Below are 20,605 nucleotides of genomic sequence, written 5' to 3'. Positions count from 1 at the left end.
AAAATTGGGAGAGTGTTTAGCATAATTTAGAACACTCATAAAAAATTACTTAAAATGACCGCACTTTTACAAGGAATTTTTATGCCCATTCGTCCTAATCTTGCTGAAAAAAATACCATTATACAAAGACATAAATTGAAACTAGATAAATCCTATTTTACGCAACCTGCCGTTATTTGGGTTAGGCGTGGTAGAAAAATTTTGCGTTGGATAAATGGAGAGAAAATTATCCAAGCTGGTGTATCTGCCGCCACATTTGGCAGGGTTTCTACACTTACCGCTGTGACTTTAATTTCGTAACGATGTTTTTGTCCTTCGGGTGGACAAGCTCCGCCAAAGCCTGGTACGCCAAAATCAGTGCGGGTTTGTAGTGCATCTTGTGGTAAATTAGTACCATCAGCTTTAATACCTTCAGGAAGAGTAGTCGTATTTGCTGGAATATTTGCAACGACCCAATGCATCCAGCCAATGCCTGTTGGTGCATCTTTATCATAGATCGTTACTACAAAACTTTTCGTCCCTTTCGGGGCATTCGCCCAAGAAATTGCTGGTGACAGATTTCCTCCATTGCAACCAAAACCATAAGATGTACCAGCAATAAGCGAACAAAATACGCTTGAGATCATTTTTTTCATAATTTTCCCTTTTCTGATGTACATGAGGTATCAGTATAGGAAATCTTATTAACTAAAATTGTGCAAAAACGCTCAAATGTTTTTTATTTCTGATATGGTTTGCAAATTTTCGGGAAAATTAGCTTCTTTTTTATTTTATCCACTATCGTTTTTCTCGACCTAAACTTATAAAATCTGCTGAAATAAAAAGACATTACAAGCAATAAAATTCTACAATAGATAAATGAAATTCTAGTGGAAATATTGCAAGTATCAATTTGCTGTTGGTTCAATATGATCTTTTTTCAAAATATTTTCTTCATCAAGTATGGATAAACGAGCGATAGCGTTTCGATAGGAAATTTCAAGGGTTTCTCTACTGGTTGCCATTACACCTTGATCCACTAAAAATCCATCATTTACGTCATATACCCAGCCGTGCAATGAGAGTTTTTGTCCTCGTTCCCAAGCACTTTTGACAATTGATGTGCGACCTAGATTGTAAACCTGTTCCGCTACGTTAATTTTAGTTAGCATATCGGCACGTTTTTCTGGGGAAAGTTTACCGAGAAGATGTCCGTGTTTAAACCAAATATCGCGAATATGAAGGAGCCAGTTGTTGATAAGCCCTAAATCTTTATCTGCCATAGCAGCGTGAATTCCCCCGCAGTTGGTGTGACCACAGATAATAATATGTTCGATTTTAAGTACATCGACGGCATATTGCACAACAGAAAGGCAATTAAAATCTGTGTGAATTACTTGGTTAGCAACATTACGGTGAACAAAAAGCTCGCCCGGTTCAAGATTTGTCAATTTTTCAGCAGGCACACGGCTATCAGAGCAACCAATCCAAAGGTAATGTGGCGTTTGATGATCCGCAAGCTCTTTGAAGTAAGTCGAATTTTCTTCTTTCATTCTTTTCGCCCAACTATAATTGTTGGCAAAGAGTTGTTTAATTTTATCCATTTTGCTTTCCTTAAAATTCTGAAAAAATTGACCGCACTTTGGCGTAAGTGCGGTCAATATTAACGTTAAATTGAATTAGAAATTCGCATTTCTTGGTGCACGTGGGAATGGAATTACATCACGAATGTTTTGCACGCCAGTTACATAGACGATTAGGCGTTCAAAACCAAGACCAAAACCAGAATGTGGAACGCTACCATATTTACGAAGATCGCGATACCACCAATAATCATCTGGATTTAATCCCATTTCTTCCATACGTTTATCAAGCACCTCTAAACGTTCTTCACGTTGTGAACCACCGATGATTTCACCAATTCCCGGTGCTAACACGTCCATTGCTGCCACCGTTTTTCCATCGTTATTTAAACGCATATAGAATGCTTTAATGTCTTTTGGATAGTTTTTCACCACAACCGGTGATTTGAAATATTCTTCCGCCAAGAAACGTTCGTGTTCAGAAGAAAGATCGATACCCCAAGAAACAGGGAATTCAAATTTTTTACCAGATTTTAATAACACATCAATGGCATCAGTATAGTCAATTTGTGCAAAATCTGAGTTTACAAAGTTTTCTAGACGCGTAATAACATCTTTATCTACATGTTTTTCAAAGAATTGTAAGTCGTCTTTACGCTCTGCTAACACTGCACGGAATACGTATTTCAACATATCTTCGGCAAGTTTTGCGTTATCCTCTAACGTTGCAAATGCTACTTCGGGTTCAACCATCCAGAATTCAGCTAAGTGACGGGTGGTATTCGAGTTTTCCGCACGGAATGTTGGGCCAAAAGTATAAATTTTACTTAATGCACAAGCATAGGTTTCGCCATTTAACTGACCTGAAACCGTTAAAAATGATTCTTTACCGAAGAAATCTTGGCTGAAATCCACTTTTCCATTTTCATCACGTGGAAGATTTTCTAAATCTAGTGTTGAAACACGGAACATTTCACCCGCACCTTCAGTATCTGATGCAGTAATTAATGGAGTTGCCACCCAGTAGAAACCTTGTTCGTGGAAGAAACGATGAATTGCTTGAGATAAGCAATGGCGAACACGCGCAACTGCACCAATAATATTGGTACGAGGGCGTAAGTGAGCTACTTCGCGTAAATATTCAATAGAGTGGCGTTTTGCTGCCATTGGGTAAGTATCTGGATCTTCAACAAACCCTGTCACTTCCACTTTTTCTGCTTGTAATTCAACCGCTTGTCCTTCTGCAGGAGATTCAACGATTTTACCTGTTATAATCACAGAACAGCCTGTTGTTAAACGTAAAATTTCGTTTTCGTAATTTTCAATATCGTTATTAATAATCGCTTGAATTGGATCAAAACAAGAACCGTCATAAACTGCTAAGAAAGATAAGCCTGCTTTAGAATCGCGGCGGGTACGCACCCAACCACGTACAGTGACGGTTTCGCCAATCGCCACTTTTCCTCGTAATACATCAACAATCGATGCCACTTTAGACATATTAAACCTCTGTAACTAAATGTAATTCATTTAAAATGACCGATAGTTTACCTTAATAAAGGAAATTTTCCATAAAAATATAGTATTGGTGCGGTCTATGAACAATAAAATAGCCTTAAAAATGAGCCCTAAATAAAATAGGGTAAAGCCTTATTAATATTGAATATATGCGATTTTATGCTAAAATCTCGGGTCAAAATCATTATGGCTAATAATAGGAAAAAATATGAAAGTTTTAGAAGGCTCAGTCGCAGCACCTAATGCAAAAGTTGCAGTAGCAATTGCTCGTTTTAACAGTTTTATTAATGAAAGTTTATTAGAAGGTGCAATTGATGCATTAAAACGTATCGGCCAAGTGAAAGATGAAAATATCACTATCGTGCGTGCTCCTGGTGCCTATGAATTGCCATTAGTTGCTCGTCGTTTAGCCGAAAGTAAAAAATTTGATGCGATTGTGGCATTAGGTACAGTTATCCGTGGTGGTACAGCACACTTTGAATATGTAGCAGGGGAAGCAAGCAACGGTTTAGGAAAAGTTGCAATGGATGCTGAAATCCCAGTCGCTTTTGGCGTATTAACCACAGAAAATATTGAGCAAGCAATTGAACGTGCTGGCACTAAAGCAGGTAATAAAGGTGCAGAAGCAGCCTTAACAGCACTTGAAATGGTTAATCTTATTCAACAAATTGATGCGGCATAAACCATGACAGAACAAAAACAAGTGAAAAAGCCTTCTGCTCGTCGTCGTGCGCGTGAATGTACTGTTCAAGCCTTGTATTCTTGGGCAATATCCGGCAATACTGTAGAACAAGTGGAATTAGCCTTTGTGTTAGATCAAGATATGGATGGGGTAGATAAACCTTACTTCCGTAAATTATTTCGTCAAACAGTAGAAAATATTGAAACCGTTGATTTTTCAATTTCGCCTTATACTGACCGCGCTTTTGATGAGCTTGATCCTATTGAAACGGCAATTTTGCGTTTAGCCGTTTATGAATTGCGCTTCGAGTTAGATGTGCCATATAAAGTGGTTATCAATGAAGCGATTGAAGTGGCAAAAGTCTTCGGTGCAGATGAAAGCCATAAATATATCAATGGCGTACTTGATAAAATCGCACCCGCATTAGGGCGTAAATAATCCTTTTAAACTGAAAATGGCACGCGTTTTTAACGCGTGCCTTTTCTTTAATAAGATAGGTGAAAAATGGCAATGGGTGAATTTGATTTAATTAAAGGATATTTTCAGCAACAAATATTAGTTGATGATTTTGTACAATTGTCTATTGGCGACGATTGTGCGCTGGTTTCTATTCCTGAGAATTATCAGCTTGCCATTACGACGGATACAATGGTGGAAAATACGCATTTTTTACCAAGTATTTCTCCTGAAGATTTAGCTTACAAAGCCGTTGCAACAAATTTAAGCGATCTTGCTGCAATGGGGGCTTTGCCAAAATGGGTTTCTCTGGCATTAACTTTGCCAAATGTAGATGAAAATTGGCTTTCAACATTTAGCCAAAGTTTATTGCATACATTAAAACAATACAACGTCACATTAATTGGTGGCGATACTACAAAAGGTAACTTATCTATTACCATTACAGCACAAGGTCTTGTTGAAAAAGGGAAGGCGATTTGTCGGCATAAAGCACAAATCGGCGATTTAATTTATGTTTCAGGTACTTTAGGCGATAGCGCAGCAGGTTTAACACAAATTTTATCGGGCAAAAGTGCGGTTGATTCTGATGATGTTTTTTTGCAACAACGACATCTTAGACCCACACCTAGAATTGAACTTGGACGGGTGTTAATTGATATTGCCCATGCAGCCATTGATCTTTCCGATGGGTTAATCTCTGATTTAGGGCATATTCTTGAACGAAGCCAATGTAGTGCCGAAGTTGAACTTTCTTCATTACCTCTTTCATCAGCGATTTTGAATAAATATGATCGCGTTCAAGCGGAACAATTTGCCTTAACTGGCGGAGAAGATTATGAACTTTGTTTTACTATTCCGACAGAATCTAAAGATGAATTAGAATTACGCTTGAAAAAACTGAATGTGTCTTGTACTTGCATTGGCAAGATCACAGAAAAGTGCGGCGACTTTTCGCCTCGTTTTTTACGTGATGGAAAACCTGTGAATATAACTTTTTCAAGTGGTTTCGATCATTTTAAGGAATCAAAATGACAGAAAATAATCCTCTTAAAAAAATCTCTCTTTTAAATCCTATTCATTTGCTTGCCGTTGGTTTTGGATCGGGCTTAATTCATCCTGCTCCAGGCACGTGGGGGAGTTTAGCCGGAACAATTTTAGGCGTGATTTTACTTTCCTTATTAGGCTTAAAAACCTTTTTAATTTTTACCGCACTTTGTTTTCTACTCGGTTGCTACCTTTGTCAAAAAACCGCAGCAGATATGGGTGTGCATGATCATGGTTCTATCGTCTGGGATGAATTTGTCGGTGTATTTATTGTATTAACGGCGATCCCGTCATTATCTTGGCAATGGATTTTGGCTGCTTTTGCGTTATTTCGTTTTTTCGATATTTTAAAACCGTTCCCAATTCGTTATTTTGACGAAAAACTCGAAAGTGGTTTTGGCATTATGGTCGATGATGTATTAGCGGCAATTTATGCCGTGATTGTCGTATTTGCAATTCAGTATTGGATGTTGTGATGCTAAATTTAATCATAGTGCATTTATTTGGCTTAATGACGCCAGGCCCTGATTTCTTCTATGTAAGCCGAATGGCGGCAAGTAACTCTCGTCGTAATACAGTTTGTGGTATTTTAGGCATAACGCTTGGCGTCGCTTTTTGGGGAATGCTTTCTATGTTGGGATTGGCGGTGTTGTTCGTTACCATTCCAGCATTACATGGCGTGATTATGTTTCTAGGTGGTAGTTACTTAGCATATCTCGGTTTTTTAATGGCTCGCAGTAAAAAACACGCTCAATTTGAACCGCACTCTACAACAGAATTCAATCAACAAACCACGATCAAAAAAGAAATTGTGAAAGGGCTTTTAGTGAATTTATCCAATGCAAAAGTCGTGGTGTATTTTAGTAGCGTGATGTCGCTTGTCTTAGTAAATATCACTGAAATGTGGCAAATTATCTTGGCTTTTATGGTAATTGTGGTTGAAACATTTTGTTATTTTTATGTGATTTCATTGATTTTTTCACGTAATATTGCCAAGCGTTTATATAGTCAATACAGCCGTTATATTGATAATATGGCGGGTATTGTATTTTTATTTTTTGGTTGTGTGCTTGTCTATAATGGCATCAACGAAATAATTCATTAATAAAAAAGGAAGTAACATGACATTAAAAATTGCAATCGCTGGTGCTGGCGGAAGAATGGGGCGTCAATTAATTCAAGCGGTTCATTCTGCGGAAAGCGTAGAACTAGGAGCGGCTTTTGAACGCAAAGGATCATCTTTAGTCGGAACAGATGCGGGAGAATTGGCAGGAATTGGTCAAATTGGTGTAATAGTTTCGGACGATCTTGAATGCCAAAAAAATAAATTCGATTTATTAATAGATTTTACTCGCCCAGAAGGCACCCTTGAACATATTGCATTTTGTGTAGCGAATAATAAAAAAATGGTGATCGGTACAACTGGTTTTGATGAAAATGGTAAAGTAGCGATTAAAGCAGCTTCAGATAAAATTGCTATTGTGTTTGCATCAAATTTCAGTGTTGGTGTGAATTTAGTCTTCAAGCTTTTAGAAAAAGCGGCAAAAGTGATGGGGGATTATTGCGATATTGAAGTGATCGAAGCACATCATCGCCACAAAGTGGACGCACCTTCTGGCACCGCACTTTCTATGGGGGAACATATCGCGAAAACCTTAGGTCGTGATTTAAAAACTCACGGAGTGTTCTGCCGTGAAGGAATTACAGGCGAACGTAAACGTGATGAAATTGGTTTTTCAACTATTCGTGCTTCGGATGTGGTGGGGGAACACACGGTTTGGTTTGCTGATATTGGCGAGCGTGTAGAAATTTCCCATAAAGCATCAAGCCGTATGACTTTCGCTAATGGCGCAGTGCGTGCTGGTAAATGGCTAGAAAATAAGGCGAATGGCTTATTTGATATGACCGATGTATTAGATTTAAATAATTTATAAATCAAGTTCAATATCGCTTTCTACTTGACAGCAACAAAGTAGAATTTCATCGGGTTGTAGAAAGGCAAGGGGCATTTCTTTATAAGACACCTTGCCTTTTTTAATCTTCACACGACAAGAACCACAATAGCCACTGCGGCATTGATATTCATGATGAATATTATTTTTCTCGAGATGATCGAGTAAACTTGTTTCATTATTAAATTCTAATGTGGTGTTATGGCGGATAAGGTGGATTTTCATAATAACGATATGTTGAAATTTGTCGTGCCATTATATAAGGAAAATATGAAATTATTGATAAAAACTTCACTTAGTCAGTGGATTTGTTTGAATTTTGTTAAAATGCTATGTTTTATAACCGCACTTTTTATTACGGCTTGTAGCTCTATCAGTAAAACTCCAGTGAAATCTGTGGATGTTTATATCAAACCTTATTATTCTGCTGAAAATGGAAAAGCAGAAAATGTATTTGTACATAAAGAAATCGATCCTATGTTACGTGAAAATACGCTAAAAGGTTATAAAAGTGCGGTAAAATTTGTAGAAGAAAATCCTGCTCGTATTTCCCCAATCACAATGTTCACATTAGCCGCTCGGGCTTATGATTTTGGCTTAAGAGATGAAGCGGTTACTTGGTTTTATCGTGGACAAAACCGTTTGATCACCGCACTTTATGTATTGGATTTACCAAAACAAACGGTACAGGATAATACAGGATTCAGCCACGTAGTAGGGCAGTTTGTTAATGCTTATGCGTTTTGTGATTTTGATAAACAAAGTCGTGCTGCAGGAAATGCGGTGAAATGGACAATTACTCATCCTTATGAAGTGATTTTCTTACCAGCATTGCCCTCAAAATTTGCAGATCGTAGAAAAGCATTAAAAGAAGCTGAGGAAAAATTAGTTCAACGTTTACAGGAACAAGCACGTTTTTTTGGCAATCCAAAAAATAAAGAAAAATGGCAAAAAGAGCGGTCAGAAAATTTTGTGAATGAACGATTTTGTTGGTAACAAGACAAAATGGAATAGCGATAAGGTTATTCCATTTTTATTTTTGATAAACCAATGATTTTTCGTATTATTCTTTTACTTTTTAAGGACTTGGTATTATCATTACTCGGTTTTTTTATTTTATAGAGAAAAGAGAAGCAGGGGAAACTATGCAACATCTGAACGAGCTTGTTGAGAAAGCGAAATTAGCGATTGAATCCATTCAGGATAAAAGTTTAACGGCTTTGGATGAAATCCGTGTCGAATATTTTGGTAAGAAAGGGCATTTTACTCAATTAATGCAAGAATTGCGTAATGTGTCAGCAGAAGAACGTCCGGCTATGGGCGCAAAAATTAACGAAGCAAAACAAGCTGCGTTAGAATTTTTAAATGCAAAAAAAACGGAGTGGGAACAGGCTGAACTTAACGCAAAATTAGAAAAAGAACGTGTTGATGTCAGTTTACCTGGTCGCAAAGTTGAAACTGGTGGCTTACACCCAGTTACTATGACGATTAATCGTGTAACAAAATTTTTCTCAGAACTTGGCTTTTCAGTTGAAAATGGCCCTGAAATTGAAAGTGATTATTACAACTTCGATGCGTTAAATATTCCTAAACATCACCCAGCACGTGCCGATCACGATACTTTCTGGTTTAATCCAGAATTATTACTTCGCACCCAAACTTCTGGCGTGCAAATTCGTACTATGGAAAAAATGCAGCCACCAATTCGCATTATGGCTCCGGGACGTGTATATCGTAATGACTACGATCAAACCCACACGCCAATGTTCCACCAAATTGAACTACTTTATGTGGATAAAAAAGCAAATTTCACAGAATTGAAAGGCTTATTACACGATTTCTTACGCGCTTTCTTTGAAGAAGATTTACAAGTGCGTTTCCGTCCATCTTATTTCCCGTTTACTGAACCTTCAGCCGAAGTGGATGTGATGGGTAAAAACGGTAAATGGTTAGAAGTGTTGGGCTGTGGTATGGTGCACCCAAATGTGTTGCGTAACGTTGGTATTGATCCGAATGAATATTCTGGTTTTGCCGTGGGAATGGGCGTTGAGCGTTTAACAATGTTACGTTATAACGTCACAGATTTACGTTCGTTCTTTGAAAACGACTTACGTTTTTTAAAACAATTTAAGTAATTTCTCGGATTAGAATTAAAAGGATAACAACAAATGAAATTTAGTGAACAGTGGGTAAGAGAATGGGTGAACCCTGCGGTGTCCACCGAGCAATTATGCGAGCAAATTACCATGCTTGGCTTAGAAGTGGATGGTGTAGAAGCCGTTGCGGGTAAATTTAATGGTGTCGTTGTGGGTGAAGTGGTGGAATGTGCACAACATCCAGATGCGGATAAATTACGTGTAACTAAAGTGAATGTAGGCGGTGATCGTTTATTGGATATCGTGTGTGGCGCACCAAATTGCCGTAAAGGCTTAAAAGTTGCTTGTGCAACAGAAGGTGCGGTATTACCTGGTGATTTCAAAATTAAGAAAACCAAATTACGCGGTCAACCATCAGAAGGAATGCTTTGTTCATTTTCTGAATTAGGTATTGATGTTGAAGCGGACGGTATTATTGAATTGCCAGTTGATGCACCAATCGGCACTGATTTACGTGAATATTTGGGTTTAAATGATAATGCCATCGAAATTAGCTTAACGCCAAATCGTGCGGATTGTTTGAGCATTGCGGGTATTGCGCGTGAAATTGGTGTGGTAAATAAACAGCCAGTAAATCAACCGCACTTTGAAGCGATGCCAGCAACAATTTCTGATAAAGTTCAAATTGATTTACAAGCACCAGATGCCTGCCCGCGTTATTTATTACGTGTGATAAAGAACGTCAATGTAAAAGCACTATCGCCAATGTGGATGCAAGAAAAATTGCGTCGTTGTGGTATTCGTTCTATTGATCCTATTGTTGATATTACTAACTATATTTTGCTTGAGCTTGGTCAGCCAATGCACGCGTTTGATGCGGCCAAAGTTGCACAACCTGTTCAAGTTCGCTTAGCAAAAGAAGGTGAAGAATTAGTATTATTAGATGGTTCAACTGCAAAACTTCAATCAAATACTTTATTAATTGCCGACCAAAATGGGCCTTTAGCAATGGCAGGGATCTTTGGTGGTGCTGAAAGTGGCGTGAATAGTGAAACGAAAGATGTGATTTTAGAATCCGCATTTTTTGCACCATTAGCTATTGCAGGCCGTGCAAGACAATATGGTTTACATACTGATGCATCACACCGTTTTGAACGTGGTGTGGATTTTGAATTAGCCCGTAAAGCAATGGAACGAGCAACCGCATTATTGCTTGAAATCTGTGGTGGTGAAGCAGGGGGAATTTGCGAAGCAAGCAATGAAACTCATCTTCCTAAAGTCAATACAGTTCAACTTCGCCGTAGTAAATTAGATGCACTTTTAGGTCATCATATTGAAACAGAAAGCGTAACAGAAATTTTCCACCGTCTTGGTTTCGATGTTACTTATGCAAATGATATTTGGACGGTAACTTCTGCAAGCTGGCGTTTTGATATTGAAATCGAAGAAGATTTAATTGAGGAAGTAGCGCGTATTTATGGTTATAACTGCATTCCAAACAATGCGCCATTAGCGCATCTCCGCATGCGTGAGCACAAAGAATCTGATTTAGATTTAGCTCGAATTAAGACCGCACTTGTAGATGCAGATTATCAAGAAGCCATTACTTATAGCTTTGTGGATCCAAAAATTCAAAGTTTATTACATCCACATCAAGAAGCACTTGTATTGCCAAATCCTATTTCTGTGGAAATGTCCGCAATGCGCGTGTCTTTAATGAGTGGTTTATTAGGTGCTGTGCTTTATAACCAAAATCGCCAACAATCCCGTGTTCGTTTATTTGAAACTGGATTACGTTTTGTACCAGATGCCAATGCAGAATTTGGCGTGCGTCAAGAATTTGTTTTAAGTGCGGTGATTACTGGAACGGCAAAATCTGAACATTGGGCAGGTAAAGTAGAATCTGTTGATTTCTTTGATCTTAAAGGCGATTTAGAATCAGTACTTTCTTTAACAGAGGGGGGGAATAGAGTTCGTTTTGTTGCAAAACAATTTGATGCATTACATCCTGGTCAATCTGCTGCTATTGAATTAGATGGCCAAGAAATTGGTTTTATTGGTGCAATTCATCCATCTATTAGCCAAAAACTTGGCTTAAATGGCAAAACTTTTGTATTTGAAATTCTTTGGAATGCAATTGCAGCACGTAATGTGGTGCAAGCAAAAGAAATTTCTAAATTCCCAGCAAACCGTCGTGATTTAGCTTTAGTCCTAGCAGATAGCGTACCAGCAGGGGAATTGATCGCAGCATGTAAACAAGCAGGCGGCGAAAAATTGGTGCAAGTGAACTTGTTCGATGTATATCAAGGTGTGGGCGTCGCTGAAGGCTATAAGAGTTTAGCGATTAGCTTGACTGTCCAAGATAATGAAAAAACACTTGAAGATGAAGAAATTAATGCAGTGATTTCAGCTGTATTAGCGGAGGTAAAACAACGCTTTAATGCTGAATTAAGGGATTAATATGGCTACGATAACCAAAATTGATATTATTGAATATTTAAGTGATAAATATCAGTTATCTAAACAAGATACGAAAAATGTGGTGGAGAACTTTTTAGAAGAGATTCGTTCATCGCTAGAATCTGGTCATGATGTGAAGTTATCAGGATTTGGTAATTTTGAACTACGTGATAAGTCATCTCGCCCAGGTCGTAACCCGAAAACTGGTGATGTTGTGCCAGTTTCTGCTCGCCGAGTGGTGACATTTAAACCAGGGCAAAAGTTACGTGCTCGTGTAGAAAAAACTAAATAGCAAGGAACAAAAAGTGCGGTGAATTTCTACCGCACTTTTCATATGAAAAGGTATGAAAGTATATAAATCATTTTTAATCGCTACTGCCTCTCTGTTTTTATTCGCTTGTTCCAGTTTTCAAAACGATGATTATGCGATGAACTATAAAGGTCAAATCGGCGATCCTATTATGGCTATAGCCATGTTGAGCGAACAACAACATGAATGGGCGGGAACGCCTTATGTGCTCGGCGGTGTTTCACGTCGTGGGGTAGATTGTTCTGGTTTTGTGCAGAAAACTTTTTTCGATCGTTTTAATCTTCGTTTGCCAAGAAGCACAACTGAACAAGCCAATTATGGTAAACATGTACGCAAAGAAGATATTCAAACAGGTGATTTAATTTTCTTTAAAACTGGCCGAGGCCCTAATGGCTATCATGTGGGAATTTATGTAAAAGAAGGCAAATTCCTGCACGCTTCCACCAGAGGGGGAGTTGTCTATTCTTCAATGAATAACCCTTATTGGTCGAAAGCCTTCTGGCAAGTCAGACGGATTTAGAAAGTATAATGCTGGAATTTTCCAGCATTTTTTATAATGATTTTTTTCAAATTTGGGAGATAAAATGTCCTCAAACTTAACCGCACTTCAAATTCAACTTGAAATTTTACGCCTTATTCCAAAAACACGTTTCATTACCGCCGAAGAAATCTTACAAAAACTTGCTGATATTGGTGTTCAACGTGATATTCGTTCAATCCAACGCCAGCTAGAAAGTTTGTCTCAACAGTTTGAAATTGAACGTGATATGCGTGATAAACCTTATGGATATCGATGGAAATCAAATGCTAAAGGCTTGGATTTACCGATTTTAAATGAACAGCAATCACTTGTGCTTATGCTTGCTAAACAATATCTCAATGGCATTTTGCCTTCTAGCATTATGAGCTCAATGGAAGCGTTCTTTCAACAGGCCGAATATAATTTAGTTTATGACAGCCATAAAAAATCAGGGGCAGAATGGCTTAATAAAGTTGCTATTGCACCAACTAGTCAGCCGTTATTACCTGCCAAAATCAATTCAGAAATTTTTTCTCAAATTAGCACCGCACTTTATCAAAATCGATTTTTACAGGTGCATTATCGGAGTATTCACGGTAAAGAACATAAGGCACAGGTCAAGCCATTGGCTTTGGTACAACAAGGACCAAGTAGCTATTTAGTTGCACAATATGAGAATGGCGATATTTTACACTTGGCTTTGCATCGTTTGCTTAAGGTAACAGTGAGTACAATGATATTTGAACGCCCTGATTTTAATTTGAAATCTTATGTAGAAAGCCAAAAGTTTGGTTTTACCTATGGTCGAAAAATCCGATTAACTTTCCGCATTAATAAGGATATTGGTGGATTTTTAACAGAAACACCATTATCAACGGAGCAAACTGTGAAAGATTCTGGGGATAATTATGAAATTTCAGCAACAGTGATCGAAAGTCAAATGCTGGAGTGGTGGATAGCTCACTTTGGTGAAAATTATCAAGAAATTGAGCGTGTATATTTAGAAGAAACAGTATAACGACATAAATTGTCGCTTTGCGCTTTATGATAAATCTATCTGAAGAGAGGACATTCAAATGAACCAGATTGTGTACATTGATATGGATAATGTGATGGTTGATTTTCCGTCTGGTATTGCAAAATTAGATGAAAAAACCAAGCAAGAGTATGAGGGGCGATATGATGAAGTTGAGGGCATTTTTAGCTTAATGGAGCCAATGCCGAATGTGTGCATAAATTGATGAAGAAATATCATATTTACGCACTTTCTACCGCCCCTTGGCATAATCCATCGGCGTGGAGTGATAAAGTAAAATGGATTCAACATTATTTCGGTGAAGAAAAAGGTTCAGCCTTATACAAACGATTGATTTTATCCCATCATAAAAATCTCAACCAAGGCGATTATTTAATTGATGATCGCACTAAAAATGGTGCTGGCAAATTTCAAGGCGAACATGTTCATTTTGGTACAGAACAATTTACTAATTGGAATTGCGTTTTATCTTACTTAGGCTGTGGGCCTTTTACACCAAGTGATATTTTGCAAGATTGTTTGAAAAAGTCAGCCGCCCTTGTGCAAGTTGAAAATGAGGAGCAAAGCCGAGTCATTGGTGCTTTTGCAGATCGCTATAAATGGCAAGTGTTTAATTTGGCATGTGTTTATGCGAATGAAACAACAACCGAACAGAAAACAGTCTATTTAATTATCAGTCCTTATCTCAGTGATGAATTTAAAATACGTATTGAAGCAATGAGTGCTCATATTCAAGCGGAATGACGTGTTATTACGCTCAAAATCACTGCTAAAACAATATTTCCAATGCCTTTCAGAGAAGCCATTCTTGCATATTGAAAGCTATACTTATCAACCCCTTTATAAAGCGGGGAATATATCTGGCATGATGACTAGAGATAGACAGATTGATGAAATTTTAGGACAAAAAGGAGCGTGAAAAATGACGGTAAAAAATAAACCAATTTGCGTGGTATTAACTGGCGCAGGCATTAGTGCTGAAAGTGGCATTCCTACTTTTAGAGCAGAAGATGGCTTGTGGGCAGGACATAAAATAGAAGAAGTTTGCACGCCTGAAGCCTTAAAGAAAAACCGTGCAAAAGTATTGGAGTTTTATAATGAACGACGTCGTAATGCTCAAGCTGCAGAGCCTAATACAGCACATTTGGCTTTGGTTGAGTTGGAAGAGTTTTATGAAGTTCATATAATCACTCAAAATGTGGATGATTTGCATGAGCGAGCGGGAAGTACTAACGTACTCCATTTACATGGTGAACTGAACAAAGCTCGCAGTAGTTTTAATACCGATTACATTGTTCCATGTTTGGGTGATCAACTATTAGAGGATAAGGATAATCACGGTCATCCAATGCGTCCACATATAGTCTTTTTTGGGGAAAATGTACCCATGTTTCCTAAAGCAGAAAAGTTAGTGAAAAAGGCAGATATTGTGATTGTCATTGGCACGTCATTACAGGTTTATCCAGCTAATGGATTGGTAAATCTTACTCCATATGGTTCATTTATCTATTTGATCGATCCTAATCCCAATACAGGATTTGTCCGTAAGAAAGTGATTGCAATAAAAGAAAAAGCAGGTGAGGGCGTACCGAAAGTGGTCGCCGAGTTATTGGAGAAAATTAAAAAATTATAGAAAAACAACCGCACTTTTTAAATAAATAGCGACTTCGGTCGCTATTTATCATTGCTGATCTTGCTTATGTTTAAGCATATGCATAATAAGCCTAATGAGTGTTTCTTTTTGTTTCGGATCTGATTCAGCAACTAATAAAGTGAGTGCTGCAAGCCCTGTATCATTGATAACTGGATGCCCATTCGGATCCAACAAACGCCCATTTCTATGCAAGAAATCCACAAATAAAAATGCGCCGCTACGTTTATTACCATCTGAAAAAGGATGATTCTTGACCACAAAATAAAGTAAATGTGCCGCTTTTGATTCAATGCTTGGATAAGCGGGTTCACCAAATACACTTTGATCTAAATTGCCTAAAACCGCAGATAAGCCGTTATCTCGTTCACGTCCAAAGAGATCACTTGCTTCACCTTTTGCCATCAGCTGTGATTTTAACTCTGCTAGTGCAGAACAAGCCTCAGCATAAGTCGGTAATGTACCGCCTTGCTGTGTTTGTGGTTCGGCAAGTAAACCTTCATCATATTGTTGTAGCCATAAAAACGTATGCGTATAACGGCTGACAATATCCACTAATCCACGACCACTTTCTAGCGTTAATTCCGCTGAATTTGCCGTTTTTTGAATAAGTGCAAGTGCTTGTTCTAATTCGTGAGCATTTTGCTGTAAACGTTTTTGGTTAATGGCATAGCCTTGAGTCAGATATTCTTTTAAACGTGCAGTTGCCCAAATTCTAAATTTAGTACCTAAAATAGAATTAACTCTATAACCGACAGATATAATTACATCAAGATTATAGTATTCGATTGTTCGATTAATTTGTCTTTTGCCTTCAATTTGAACTGTTGCATTTTTTGCAACAGTTGCTTCTCTATTTAACTCACCATCAGTATAGATATTGCGTAAGTGACGTGAAATAACTGACTTATCTCGCCCAAATAAATCAGCCATTTGCTGTAAACTTAGCCAAACGGTGTCATTTTCAAATCTCACTTCTACTTGCGTTGTGCCATCTTGAGCTTGGTAAATTTCAATCGGATTTTGATGATTCATATTCTTTTCCTTAACAAATTTACATGTATATATAACCAGATAAATATACATATTGTAATAAGGATAATCTTATTTGTAAAAGATCTTTTAAAAATAACTGCTTTCAACATTCGCAAACGACACAAGTTGTCGCATCCTTTCATATAATTTTTCCATAAAGAGAAATTCTTTACTTCTTACATATTTATAAAAGCCTTTAATTAAGAAAAAGGAGCAAATCATGGCAATGAAAGTAATTATGGCAAGAGATCCACTTTTTGAGGATGTAAAAAAATATGTGCAACAACAAAAAGTTGCATCTTGCTCGATGATTCAACGCAGATTTATGTTGGGTTTTAATCGAGCTGAACAAATTTTAGAACAGTTGGAACAAGCGGGTATTATTTCACCAATGAAAAATAGACAGAGAAAAGTATTATGAAAAATGATTTAAATTATGCAGTAGAACTTATTCGCAAAGCGGATGGCATTTTAATTACAGCTGGTGCGGGTATGAGCGTGGATTCTGGGCTGCCCGATTTCCGCAGCGTTGGTGGATTTTGGAATACTTATCCTATGTTTAAAGAACATAATATATCTTTTGAAGACATCGCGACACCACTAGCTTATAAGCATAATCAGGAACTTGCCTATTGGTTTTATGGACATCGATTAGTTCAATACCGAAATACTATTCCTCACGAAGGGTATCAGATTTTAAAACGCTGGGCGGGAGCTAAATCTCATGGATATTTTGTTTTTACCAGTAATGTGGATGGGCATTTTCAAAAGGCTGGTTTTGATGATAGCCATGTTTATGAAGTACACGGTACTTTGGATCGTCTCCAGTGTGTCAATAATTGTCGAGGATTAAGTTGGTCTGCATCAAGTTTTCAACCTATCGTGGATAATGAAAACTTATGTTTAACCAGTGAAAAACCACCTTGTCCTTATTGTGGGGGCTTTGCTCGTCAAAATGTATTAATGTTTAATGATTGGAGTTATGCAAGCCAATATCAGGATTTTAAAAAAGTGCGGTTAGAATCGTGGTTAAAAGAAGTGCAAAATCTCGTCGTCATCGAACTGGGAGCTGGGAAAGCCATTCCAACTGTGCGTCGATTTTCTGAGCGTACGGCGAAAGCAAAAAAAGGGGGATTTATCCGTATTAACCCACAAGATGCAGGCGTGCCGAAAATGTACTTTTTAAGTCTCGAAATGAAAGCGTTAGATGCGCTAAAAGCGATTGATTGTCTTCTAAATCCTTCTCAACAAGCGGTTGAATAATGGAAAATTTTTGCGAAATTACCTTCTGCCAACAAATTGGTAGCAACAAGCGACACAACCAAGATGTCCTTTTTAATGGTGAGGCGGTGTTTCAATATAAACTCAAAACGACTGAAAAACGTCTTGAAAACCGACCGCACTTTATTGTGGGCGTGGCAGATGGTATTTCCAATAGCAACCGACCTGAAAAAGCGAACAAGTTAGTAATGCAATTATTAAGCAAAATGGAAAGCCTAAGTCGCCAAACGATCTACGATAATTACAATAATATAAGATGACAAGATTATCCTGAAGCATTTTTAATATCTCACGAAATAAGACTTGTCAATAAGAACAATTAGTGATACAACAAACACATCAAAATAATTTGATATGAGAGCTTTTATGAACAGAGATTTAGTAAAAACTGCAAAGATATTTAAAGCCTTTTCAGTGGCGATTCGCCTAGAGATATTAGATTTATTAAAAAATGGGGAAGAATGTGCCTGTGTTTTACTAGAAAAACTAGATTTAACGCAATCAGGCTTGTCATACCACATGAAAATATTGATAGAGTCAGGAATTGTTACAGCAAGAGAAGAAGGCAAGTGGGTTTACTACACGATATCTGAACAAGGAAGACAAAAAATAATACAGATGTTTTTATCATCTACAGCAAGAAATTAGTTACCTTTAAGGGTAACTAAAAAAATACTCTTCACATCAAAAAAAGTTGATGCATTAATAATGTTTAATTCAAAAAATTGAAGAAAGGGGTAAAAAATGAAAAGAATGTCAATTTATGAACCAGCTATGTGTTGTGATACAGGTGTTTGCGGAGTTAATGTCGATCCTGAACTCGTACGTATTTCAACAGTAATTAACAACTTGAAGAAAAATGGTATCACTATTGAAAGATACAATTTATCAAGTGAACCAATGGCATTTATCAATAATAACAAGGTAAAAGATGCTTTGGATAAAAATGGAATCGATAGGCTGCCATTAATCCTTGTGGACGACGATATAGTCATAGAAGGCAGATATCCAAAGAATGAAGAAATAATGGAACTTTTACAAATCGCTAAAGATTATCTTGAAAGTAGTAACCAAAATAGCTGTTGTTCTTCAGGTAATGATTCTTGCTGTAGTGAAGATGAAGAACCAAATCAAGGGTGCTGTGGAAATAATAGCTCTTGTTGCTAAGGTGGGATTTATTATGAAGGAATTTAATCTTGCAAATATTAAATTAACTAAATATCTATTTTTCACAGGCAAGGGAGGTGTTGGTAAAACATCTACAGCTTGTGCAACAGCAGTGGCTTTAGCAGATGAAGGAAAGAAAGTACTACTTATTAGTACAGACCCTGCTTCAAATCTTCAAGATGTTTTTGAAACAGAATTAGACGGTAAAGCAAAGCCAATTAAAGGAGTAGATAATTTAGAAGTAATCAATCTAGATCCATTGGAAGCGGCACATAACTATAAAGAAAGTGTAGTCGGACCTTTTAGGGGCAAATTGCCTGATTCTGTTATTGAGAATATGGAAGAACAGCTATCTGGATCTTGTACAGTAGAGATTGCTGCCTTTAATGAGTTTTCTAATTTCATTACAAATTCTAAGCTCAATACAGACTATAACCATATTATATTTGATACAGCACCTACAGGTCATACCCTTAGAATGTTACAGCTTCCTTCTGCTTGGAGTGATTTTATCAGTGAAAGTACGCATGGAGCATCCTGTTTAGGGCAGTTATCAGGATTAGAGACTAAAAAAGAAACCTATAAAAAGGCAGTTGAAAATTTATCAGATAAGAGTTTAACAACCCTAGTATTAGTTACAAGGCCTGATAAAACACCACTTAATGAGGTAGCCAGAGCATCAAAGGAGCTATCTGAGATTGGAATAAAAAATCAAATATTAGTGATTAATTGTGTCTTAGAAAATTATGATGATGACTTATCTGAAAGTATATTTAACAAACAAAAGTTAGCCCTTGAAAATATGCCAGAGATGTTAACTGAGTTTGATACCTACACAATTGCCCTGAGATCATACAACATCACTGGAATTGACTCTATAAGAAATCTCCTTAAGAAAGATCAAATAAATGAACAAAAAGTGGAAGTAAAAGGCAAACTCTTTAATTTAGATGATGTTGTTAGTGATCTTATAAAAAATAATAGAAAAGTAATCTTTACTATGGGCAAGGGCGGTGTAGGAAAGACTACTATTGCATCTTCTGTTGCCCTCAAGCTAAGCAAACTTGGTAAAAAGGTACACCTGGCTACAACAGATCCCGCTGACCATATAAAATTTATGATAGATAGTTCAAGTGGAATATCTATGAGTCATATTGATGAAAAAGAAGAATTAAAAAAATATCAAGATGAAGTACTTGGAAATGCAAGAAAAACAATGAGTGAGGATGATGTCGCTTACATTGAGGAAGATTTAAGATCACCATGTACACAGGAAATAGCTGTATTTAGAGCTTTTGCAGAGCTCGTGGAAAAAGCAGACGATGAAATAGTGGTGATTGATACAGCTCCTACGGGTCATACCTTGTTATTGTTAGACTCAACTTTAAGTTATCATCAAGAAGTTCAAAGAACACAAGGACAGGTACCTGAATCTGTAAAAAACTTGTTACCTAGATTAAGGGGAGAGGAGACAGAAGTATTAATCGTTAGCTTGGCGGAGGCTACCCCATTTTATGAGGCATATCGATTAGAAGAAGATCTAACAAGGGCATCAATTCATACAAATTGGTGGATTGTTAATTCATCCTTGTATAAAGCAAATCCTAGTAACAAGATGTTATCTGCTAAAGCAAATGAAGAAGTTAAGTGGATTAACAAGATATTAGATCATACTTCAGGAAAACTAGCCGTCATTGAATGGACAAAAGAATACCTTTGTGGTGATAGACTTTATCAGATATAGAGGGGAAAAAATGATGAAGAGTTTATAAAAACCATTAAGGAGATTGAAAGTAAGGTTCATAAATTAATTGAGAAAGTTGAGGAGATTT

General features: G+C 37.2%; 23 protein-coding genes and 2 pseudogenes. 20 read left to right on the top strand and 5 right to left on the bottom strand.

The annotated features are described in order from the left end of the window. Positions 1-152: 152 nt before the first annotated feature. The 3 genes from ACPT8Q_RS06815 to asnS form a co-directional block, all read right to left on the bottom strand. A complete protein-coding gene (locus ACPT8Q_RS06815; RefSeq protein ID WP_230304878.1) occupies positions 153-635 on the bottom strand; it encodes a YbhB/YbcL family Raf kinase inhibitor-like protein in 483 nt (160 codons plus the stop codon). Positions 636-887: 252 nt separating this feature from the next. Then, positions 888-1,583: a carbonate dehydratase gene (can, locus tag ACPT8Q_RS06810; RefSeq protein WP_050949236.1), complete on the bottom strand. Its 696-nt coding sequence runs from the start codon at positions 1,581-1,583 to the stop codon at positions 888-890. Positions 1,584-1,658: 75 nt separating this feature from the next. After that, positions 1,659-3,062, bottom strand: a complete 1,404-nt coding sequence (gene asnS / locus ACPT8Q_RS06805; RefSeq protein ID WP_050949235.1) for an asparagine--tRNA ligase — start codon at positions 3,060-3,062, stop codon at positions 1,659-1,661. Positions 3,063-3,288: 226 nt separating this feature from the next. On the opposite strand from asnS, the gene ribH reads away from it, so the two are divergent. The 6 genes from ribH (at position 3,289) to dapB (ending at position 7,199) form a co-directional block, all read left to right on the top strand. After that, positions 3,289-3,762 carry a 6,7-dimethyl-8-ribityllumazine synthase gene (gene ribH, locus ACPT8Q_RS06800; protein WP_050949234.1) on the top strand — a complete coding sequence of 158 codons (474 nt, stop codon included), beginning with the start codon at positions 3,289-3,291 and terminating at the stop codon, positions 3,760-3,762. A 3-nt stretch (positions 3,763-3,765) separates the two neighbouring features. Further along, on the top strand, positions 3,766-4,200 hold the full coding sequence (gene nusB, locus ACPT8Q_RS06795) for a transcription antitermination factor NusB (protein ID WP_050949233.1): 435 nt from the start codon (positions 3,766-3,768) through the stop codon (positions 4,198-4,200). Between the two features lie 66 nt (positions 4,201-4,266). Beyond that, positions 4,267-5,253: a thiamine-phosphate kinase gene (thiL, locus tag ACPT8Q_RS06790; protein WP_050949232.1), complete on the top strand. Its 987-nt coding sequence runs from the start codon at positions 4,267-4,269 to the stop codon at positions 5,251-5,253. Further along, positions 5,250-5,741 carry a phosphatidylglycerophosphatase A family protein gene (locus ACPT8Q_RS06785; RefSeq protein WP_050949231.1) on the top strand — a complete coding sequence of 164 codons (492 nt, stop codon included), beginning with the start codon at positions 5,250-5,252 and terminating at the stop codon, positions 5,739-5,741. Before thiL ends, ACPT8Q_RS06785 begins: the two co-directional genes overlap by 4 nt. Then, on the top strand, positions 5,741-6,370 hold the full coding sequence (locus ACPT8Q_RS06780) for a LysE family transporter (RefSeq protein WP_050949230.1): 630 nt from the start codon (positions 5,741-5,743) through the stop codon (positions 6,368-6,370). The genes ACPT8Q_RS06785 and ACPT8Q_RS06780 overlap by 1 nt, the downstream gene beginning before the upstream one ends. 16 nt (positions 6,371-6,386) lie before the next feature. Next, positions 6,387-7,199 (top strand): 4-hydroxy-tetrahydrodipicolinate reductase, encoded by an 813-nt coding sequence (gene dapB / locus ACPT8Q_RS06775; RefSeq protein WP_050949229.1) that lies wholly within the window; start codon positions 6,387-6,389, stop codon positions 7,197-7,199. On the opposite strand, the gene yfaE is transcribed toward dapB, so the two are convergent. Next, positions 7,194-7,442, bottom strand: a complete 249-nt coding sequence (yfaE, locus tag ACPT8Q_RS06770; protein WP_050949228.1) for a class I ribonucleotide reductase maintenance protein YfaE — start codon at positions 7,440-7,442, stop codon at positions 7,194-7,196. The genes dapB and yfaE overlap by 6 nt on opposite strands. Before the next feature lie 45 nt (positions 7,443-7,487). On the opposite strand from yfaE, the gene ACPT8Q_RS06765 reads away from it, so the two are divergent. The 8 genes and pseudogenes from ACPT8Q_RS06765 (at position 7,488) to ACPT8Q_RS06730 (ending at position 15,272) form a co-directional block, all read left to right on the top strand. Further along, positions 7,488-8,213: a hypothetical protein gene (locus ACPT8Q_RS06765; protein WP_050949227.1), complete on the top strand. Its 726-nt coding sequence runs from the start codon at positions 7,488-7,490 to the stop codon at positions 8,211-8,213. A gap of 149 nt (positions 8,214-8,362) precedes the next feature. Beyond that, positions 8,363-9,352, top strand: coding sequence for a phenylalanine--tRNA ligase subunit alpha (gene pheS, locus ACPT8Q_RS06760; RefSeq protein ID WP_021035163.1), 990 nt, complete (start codon positions 8,363-8,365; stop codon positions 9,350-9,352). A 33-nt stretch (positions 9,353-9,385) separates the two neighbouring features. After that, complete coding sequence (gene pheT / locus ACPT8Q_RS06755; protein WP_050949226.1) at positions 9,386-11,773, top strand: phenylalanine--tRNA ligase subunit beta; 2,388 nt, start codon at positions 9,386-9,388, stop codon at positions 11,771-11,773. 1 nt (position 11,774) lies between these two features. Continuing rightward, a complete protein-coding gene (locus tag ACPT8Q_RS06750; protein ID WP_042602652.1) occupies positions 11,775-12,065 on the top strand; it encodes an integration host factor subunit alpha in 291 nt (96 codons plus the stop codon). A 52-nt stretch (positions 12,066-12,117) separates the two neighbouring features. Next, positions 12,118-12,603 carry a C40 family peptidase gene (locus ACPT8Q_RS06745; protein ID WP_050949225.1) on the top strand — a complete coding sequence of 162 codons (486 nt, stop codon included), beginning with the start codon at positions 12,118-12,120 and terminating at the stop codon, positions 12,601-12,603. A 64-nt stretch (positions 12,604-12,667) separates the two neighbouring features. Further along, entirely contained in the window at positions 12,668-13,621 is a 954-nt protein-coding gene (locus ACPT8Q_RS06740; RefSeq protein ID WP_005662473.1) for a helix-turn-helix transcriptional regulator, read from the top strand. A 58-nt stretch (positions 13,622-13,679) separates the two neighbouring features. Beyond that, positions 13,680-14,558 (top strand): annotated as a pseudogene (locus tag ACPT8Q_RS06735) (5' nucleotidase, NT5C type). Positions 14,559-14,561: 3 nt separating this feature from the next. Further along, positions 14,562-15,272 (top strand): SIR2 family NAD-dependent protein deacylase, encoded by a 711-nt coding sequence (locus ACPT8Q_RS06730; protein WP_050949224.1) that lies wholly within the window; start codon positions 14,562-14,564, stop codon positions 15,270-15,272. A gap of 48 nt (positions 15,273-15,320) precedes the next feature. Here the strand turns inward: ACPT8Q_RS06730 and rhuM are convergent, their stop codons facing one another. After that, positions 15,321-16,325: a RhuM family protein gene (gene rhuM / locus ACPT8Q_RS06725; RefSeq protein WP_050847951.1), complete on the bottom strand. Its 1,005-nt coding sequence runs from the start codon at positions 16,323-16,325 to the stop codon at positions 15,321-15,323. Between the two features lie 220 nt (positions 16,326-16,545). On the opposite strand from rhuM, the gene ACPT8Q_RS06720 reads away from it, so the two are divergent. The 6 genes and pseudogenes from ACPT8Q_RS06720 (at position 16,546) to arsA (ending at position 20,517) form a co-directional block, all read left to right on the top strand. Then, positions 16,546-16,746, top strand: coding sequence for a DNA translocase FtsK (locus ACPT8Q_RS06720; protein WP_050949223.1), 201 nt, complete (start codon positions 16,546-16,548; stop codon positions 16,744-16,746). Beyond that, positions 16,743-17,588, top strand: coding sequence for an SIR2 family NAD-dependent protein deacylase (locus ACPT8Q_RS06715; RefSeq protein WP_050949222.1), 846 nt, complete (start codon positions 16,743-16,745; stop codon positions 17,586-17,588). Before ACPT8Q_RS06720 ends, ACPT8Q_RS06715 begins: the two co-directional genes overlap by 4 nt. Next, positions 17,588-17,845: pseudogene (locus tag ACPT8Q_RS06710) on the top strand (PP2C family protein-serine/threonine phosphatase); the annotation flags it as partial. The gene ACPT8Q_RS06715 and the pseudogene ACPT8Q_RS06710, both read left to right, overlap by 1 nt. A 127-nt stretch (positions 17,846-17,972) precedes the next feature. Further along, a complete protein-coding gene (locus ACPT8Q_RS06705; RefSeq protein WP_005662456.1) occupies positions 17,973-18,254 on the top strand; it encodes an ArsR/SmtB family transcription factor in 282 nt (93 codons plus the stop codon). A gap of 96 nt (positions 18,255-18,350) precedes the next feature. Continuing rightward, positions 18,351-18,773 carry an arsenite efflux transporter metallochaperone ArsD gene (gene arsD, locus ACPT8Q_RS06700; protein ID WP_005662454.1) on the top strand — a complete coding sequence of 141 codons (423 nt, stop codon included), beginning with the start codon at positions 18,351-18,353 and terminating at the stop codon, positions 18,771-18,773. After that, positions 18,724-20,517, top strand: coding sequence for an arsenical pump-driving ATPase (gene arsA, locus ACPT8Q_RS06695; RefSeq protein ID WP_202860973.1), 1,794 nt, complete (start codon positions 18,724-18,726; stop codon positions 20,515-20,517). The genes arsD and arsA overlap by 50 nt, the downstream gene beginning before the upstream one ends. Positions 20,518-20,605 lie beyond the last annotated feature (88 nt).

The sequence above is a fragment of the Haemophilus sp. HN_Hi10 genome (assembly GCF_049821985.1).
Classification (GTDB): domain Bacteria; phylum Pseudomonadota; class Gammaproteobacteria; order Enterobacterales; family Pasteurellaceae; genus Haemophilus; species Haemophilus influenzae_D.
This window is presented reverse-complemented; position numbering and strand designations above follow the sequence as displayed.

Coding starts and splice junctions, on each gene's coding strand:
- ACPT8Q_RS06815 (WP_230304878.1), bottom strand. CDS start 635: ATGAAAAAAATGATCTCAAGCGTATTTTGTTCGCTTATTGCTGGTACA.
- can (WP_050949236.1), bottom strand. CDS start 1,583: ATGGATAAAATTAAACAACTCTTTGCCAACAATTATAGTTGGGCGAAA.
- asnS (WP_050949235.1), bottom strand. CDS start 3,062: ATGTCTAAAGTGGCATCGATTGTTGATGTATTACGAGGAAAAGTGGCG.
- ribH (WP_050949234.1), top strand. CDS start 3,289: ATGAAAGTTTTAGAAGGCTCAGTCGCAGCACCTAATGCAAAAGTTGCA.
- nusB (WP_050949233.1), top strand. CDS start 3,766: ATGACAGAACAAAAACAAGTGAAAAAGCCTTCTGCTCGTCGTCGTGCG.
- thiL (WP_050949232.1), top strand. CDS start 4,267: ATGGCAATGGGTGAATTTGATTTAATTAAAGGATATTTTCAGCAACAA.
- ACPT8Q_RS06785 (WP_050949231.1), top strand. CDS start 5,250: ATGACAGAAAATAATCCTCTTAAAAAAATCTCTCTTTTAAATCCTATT.
- ACPT8Q_RS06780 (WP_050949230.1), top strand. CDS start 5,741: ATGCTAAATTTAATCATAGTGCATTTATTTGGCTTAATGACGCCAGGC.
- dapB (WP_050949229.1), top strand. CDS start 6,387: ATGACATTAAAAATTGCAATCGCTGGTGCTGGCGGAAGAATGGGGCGT.
- yfaE (WP_050949228.1), bottom strand. CDS start 7,442: ATGAAAATCCACCTTATCCGCCATAACACCACATTAGAATTTAATAAT.
- ACPT8Q_RS06765 (WP_050949227.1), top strand. CDS start 7,488: ATGAAATTATTGATAAAAACTTCACTTAGTCAGTGGATTTGTTTGAAT.
- pheS (WP_021035163.1), top strand. CDS start 8,363: ATGCAACATCTGAACGAGCTTGTTGAGAAAGCGAAATTAGCGATTGAA.
- pheT (WP_050949226.1), top strand. CDS start 9,386: ATGAAATTTAGTGAACAGTGGGTAAGAGAATGGGTGAACCCTGCGGTG.
- ACPT8Q_RS06750 (WP_042602652.1), top strand. CDS start 11,775: ATGGCTACGATAACCAAAATTGATATTATTGAATATTTAAGTGATAAA.
- ACPT8Q_RS06745 (WP_050949225.1), top strand. CDS start 12,118: ATGAAAGTATATAAATCATTTTTAATCGCTACTGCCTCTCTGTTTTTA.
- ACPT8Q_RS06740 (WP_005662473.1), top strand. CDS start 12,668: ATGTCCTCAAACTTAACCGCACTTCAAATTCAACTTGAAATTTTACGC.
- ACPT8Q_RS06730 (WP_050949224.1), top strand. CDS start 14,562: ATGACGGTAAAAAATAAACCAATTTGCGTGGTATTAACTGGCGCAGGC.
- rhuM (WP_050847951.1), bottom strand. CDS start 16,325: ATGAATCATCAAAATCCGATTGAAATTTACCAAGCTCAAGATGGCACA.
- ACPT8Q_RS06720 (WP_050949223.1), top strand. CDS start 16,546: ATGGCAATGAAAGTAATTATGGCAAGAGATCCACTTTTTGAGGATGTA.
- ACPT8Q_RS06715 (WP_050949222.1), top strand. CDS start 16,743: ATGAAAAATGATTTAAATTATGCAGTAGAACTTATTCGCAAAGCGGAT.
- ACPT8Q_RS06705 (WP_005662456.1), top strand. CDS start 17,973: ATGAACAGAGATTTAGTAAAAACTGCAAAGATATTTAAAGCCTTTTCA.
- arsD (WP_005662454.1), top strand. CDS start 18,351: ATGAAAAGAATGTCAATTTATGAACCAGCTATGTGTTGTGATACAGGT.
- arsA (WP_202860973.1), top strand. CDS start 18,724: ATGAAGAACCAAATCAAGGGTGCTGTGGAAATAATAGCTCTTGTTGCT.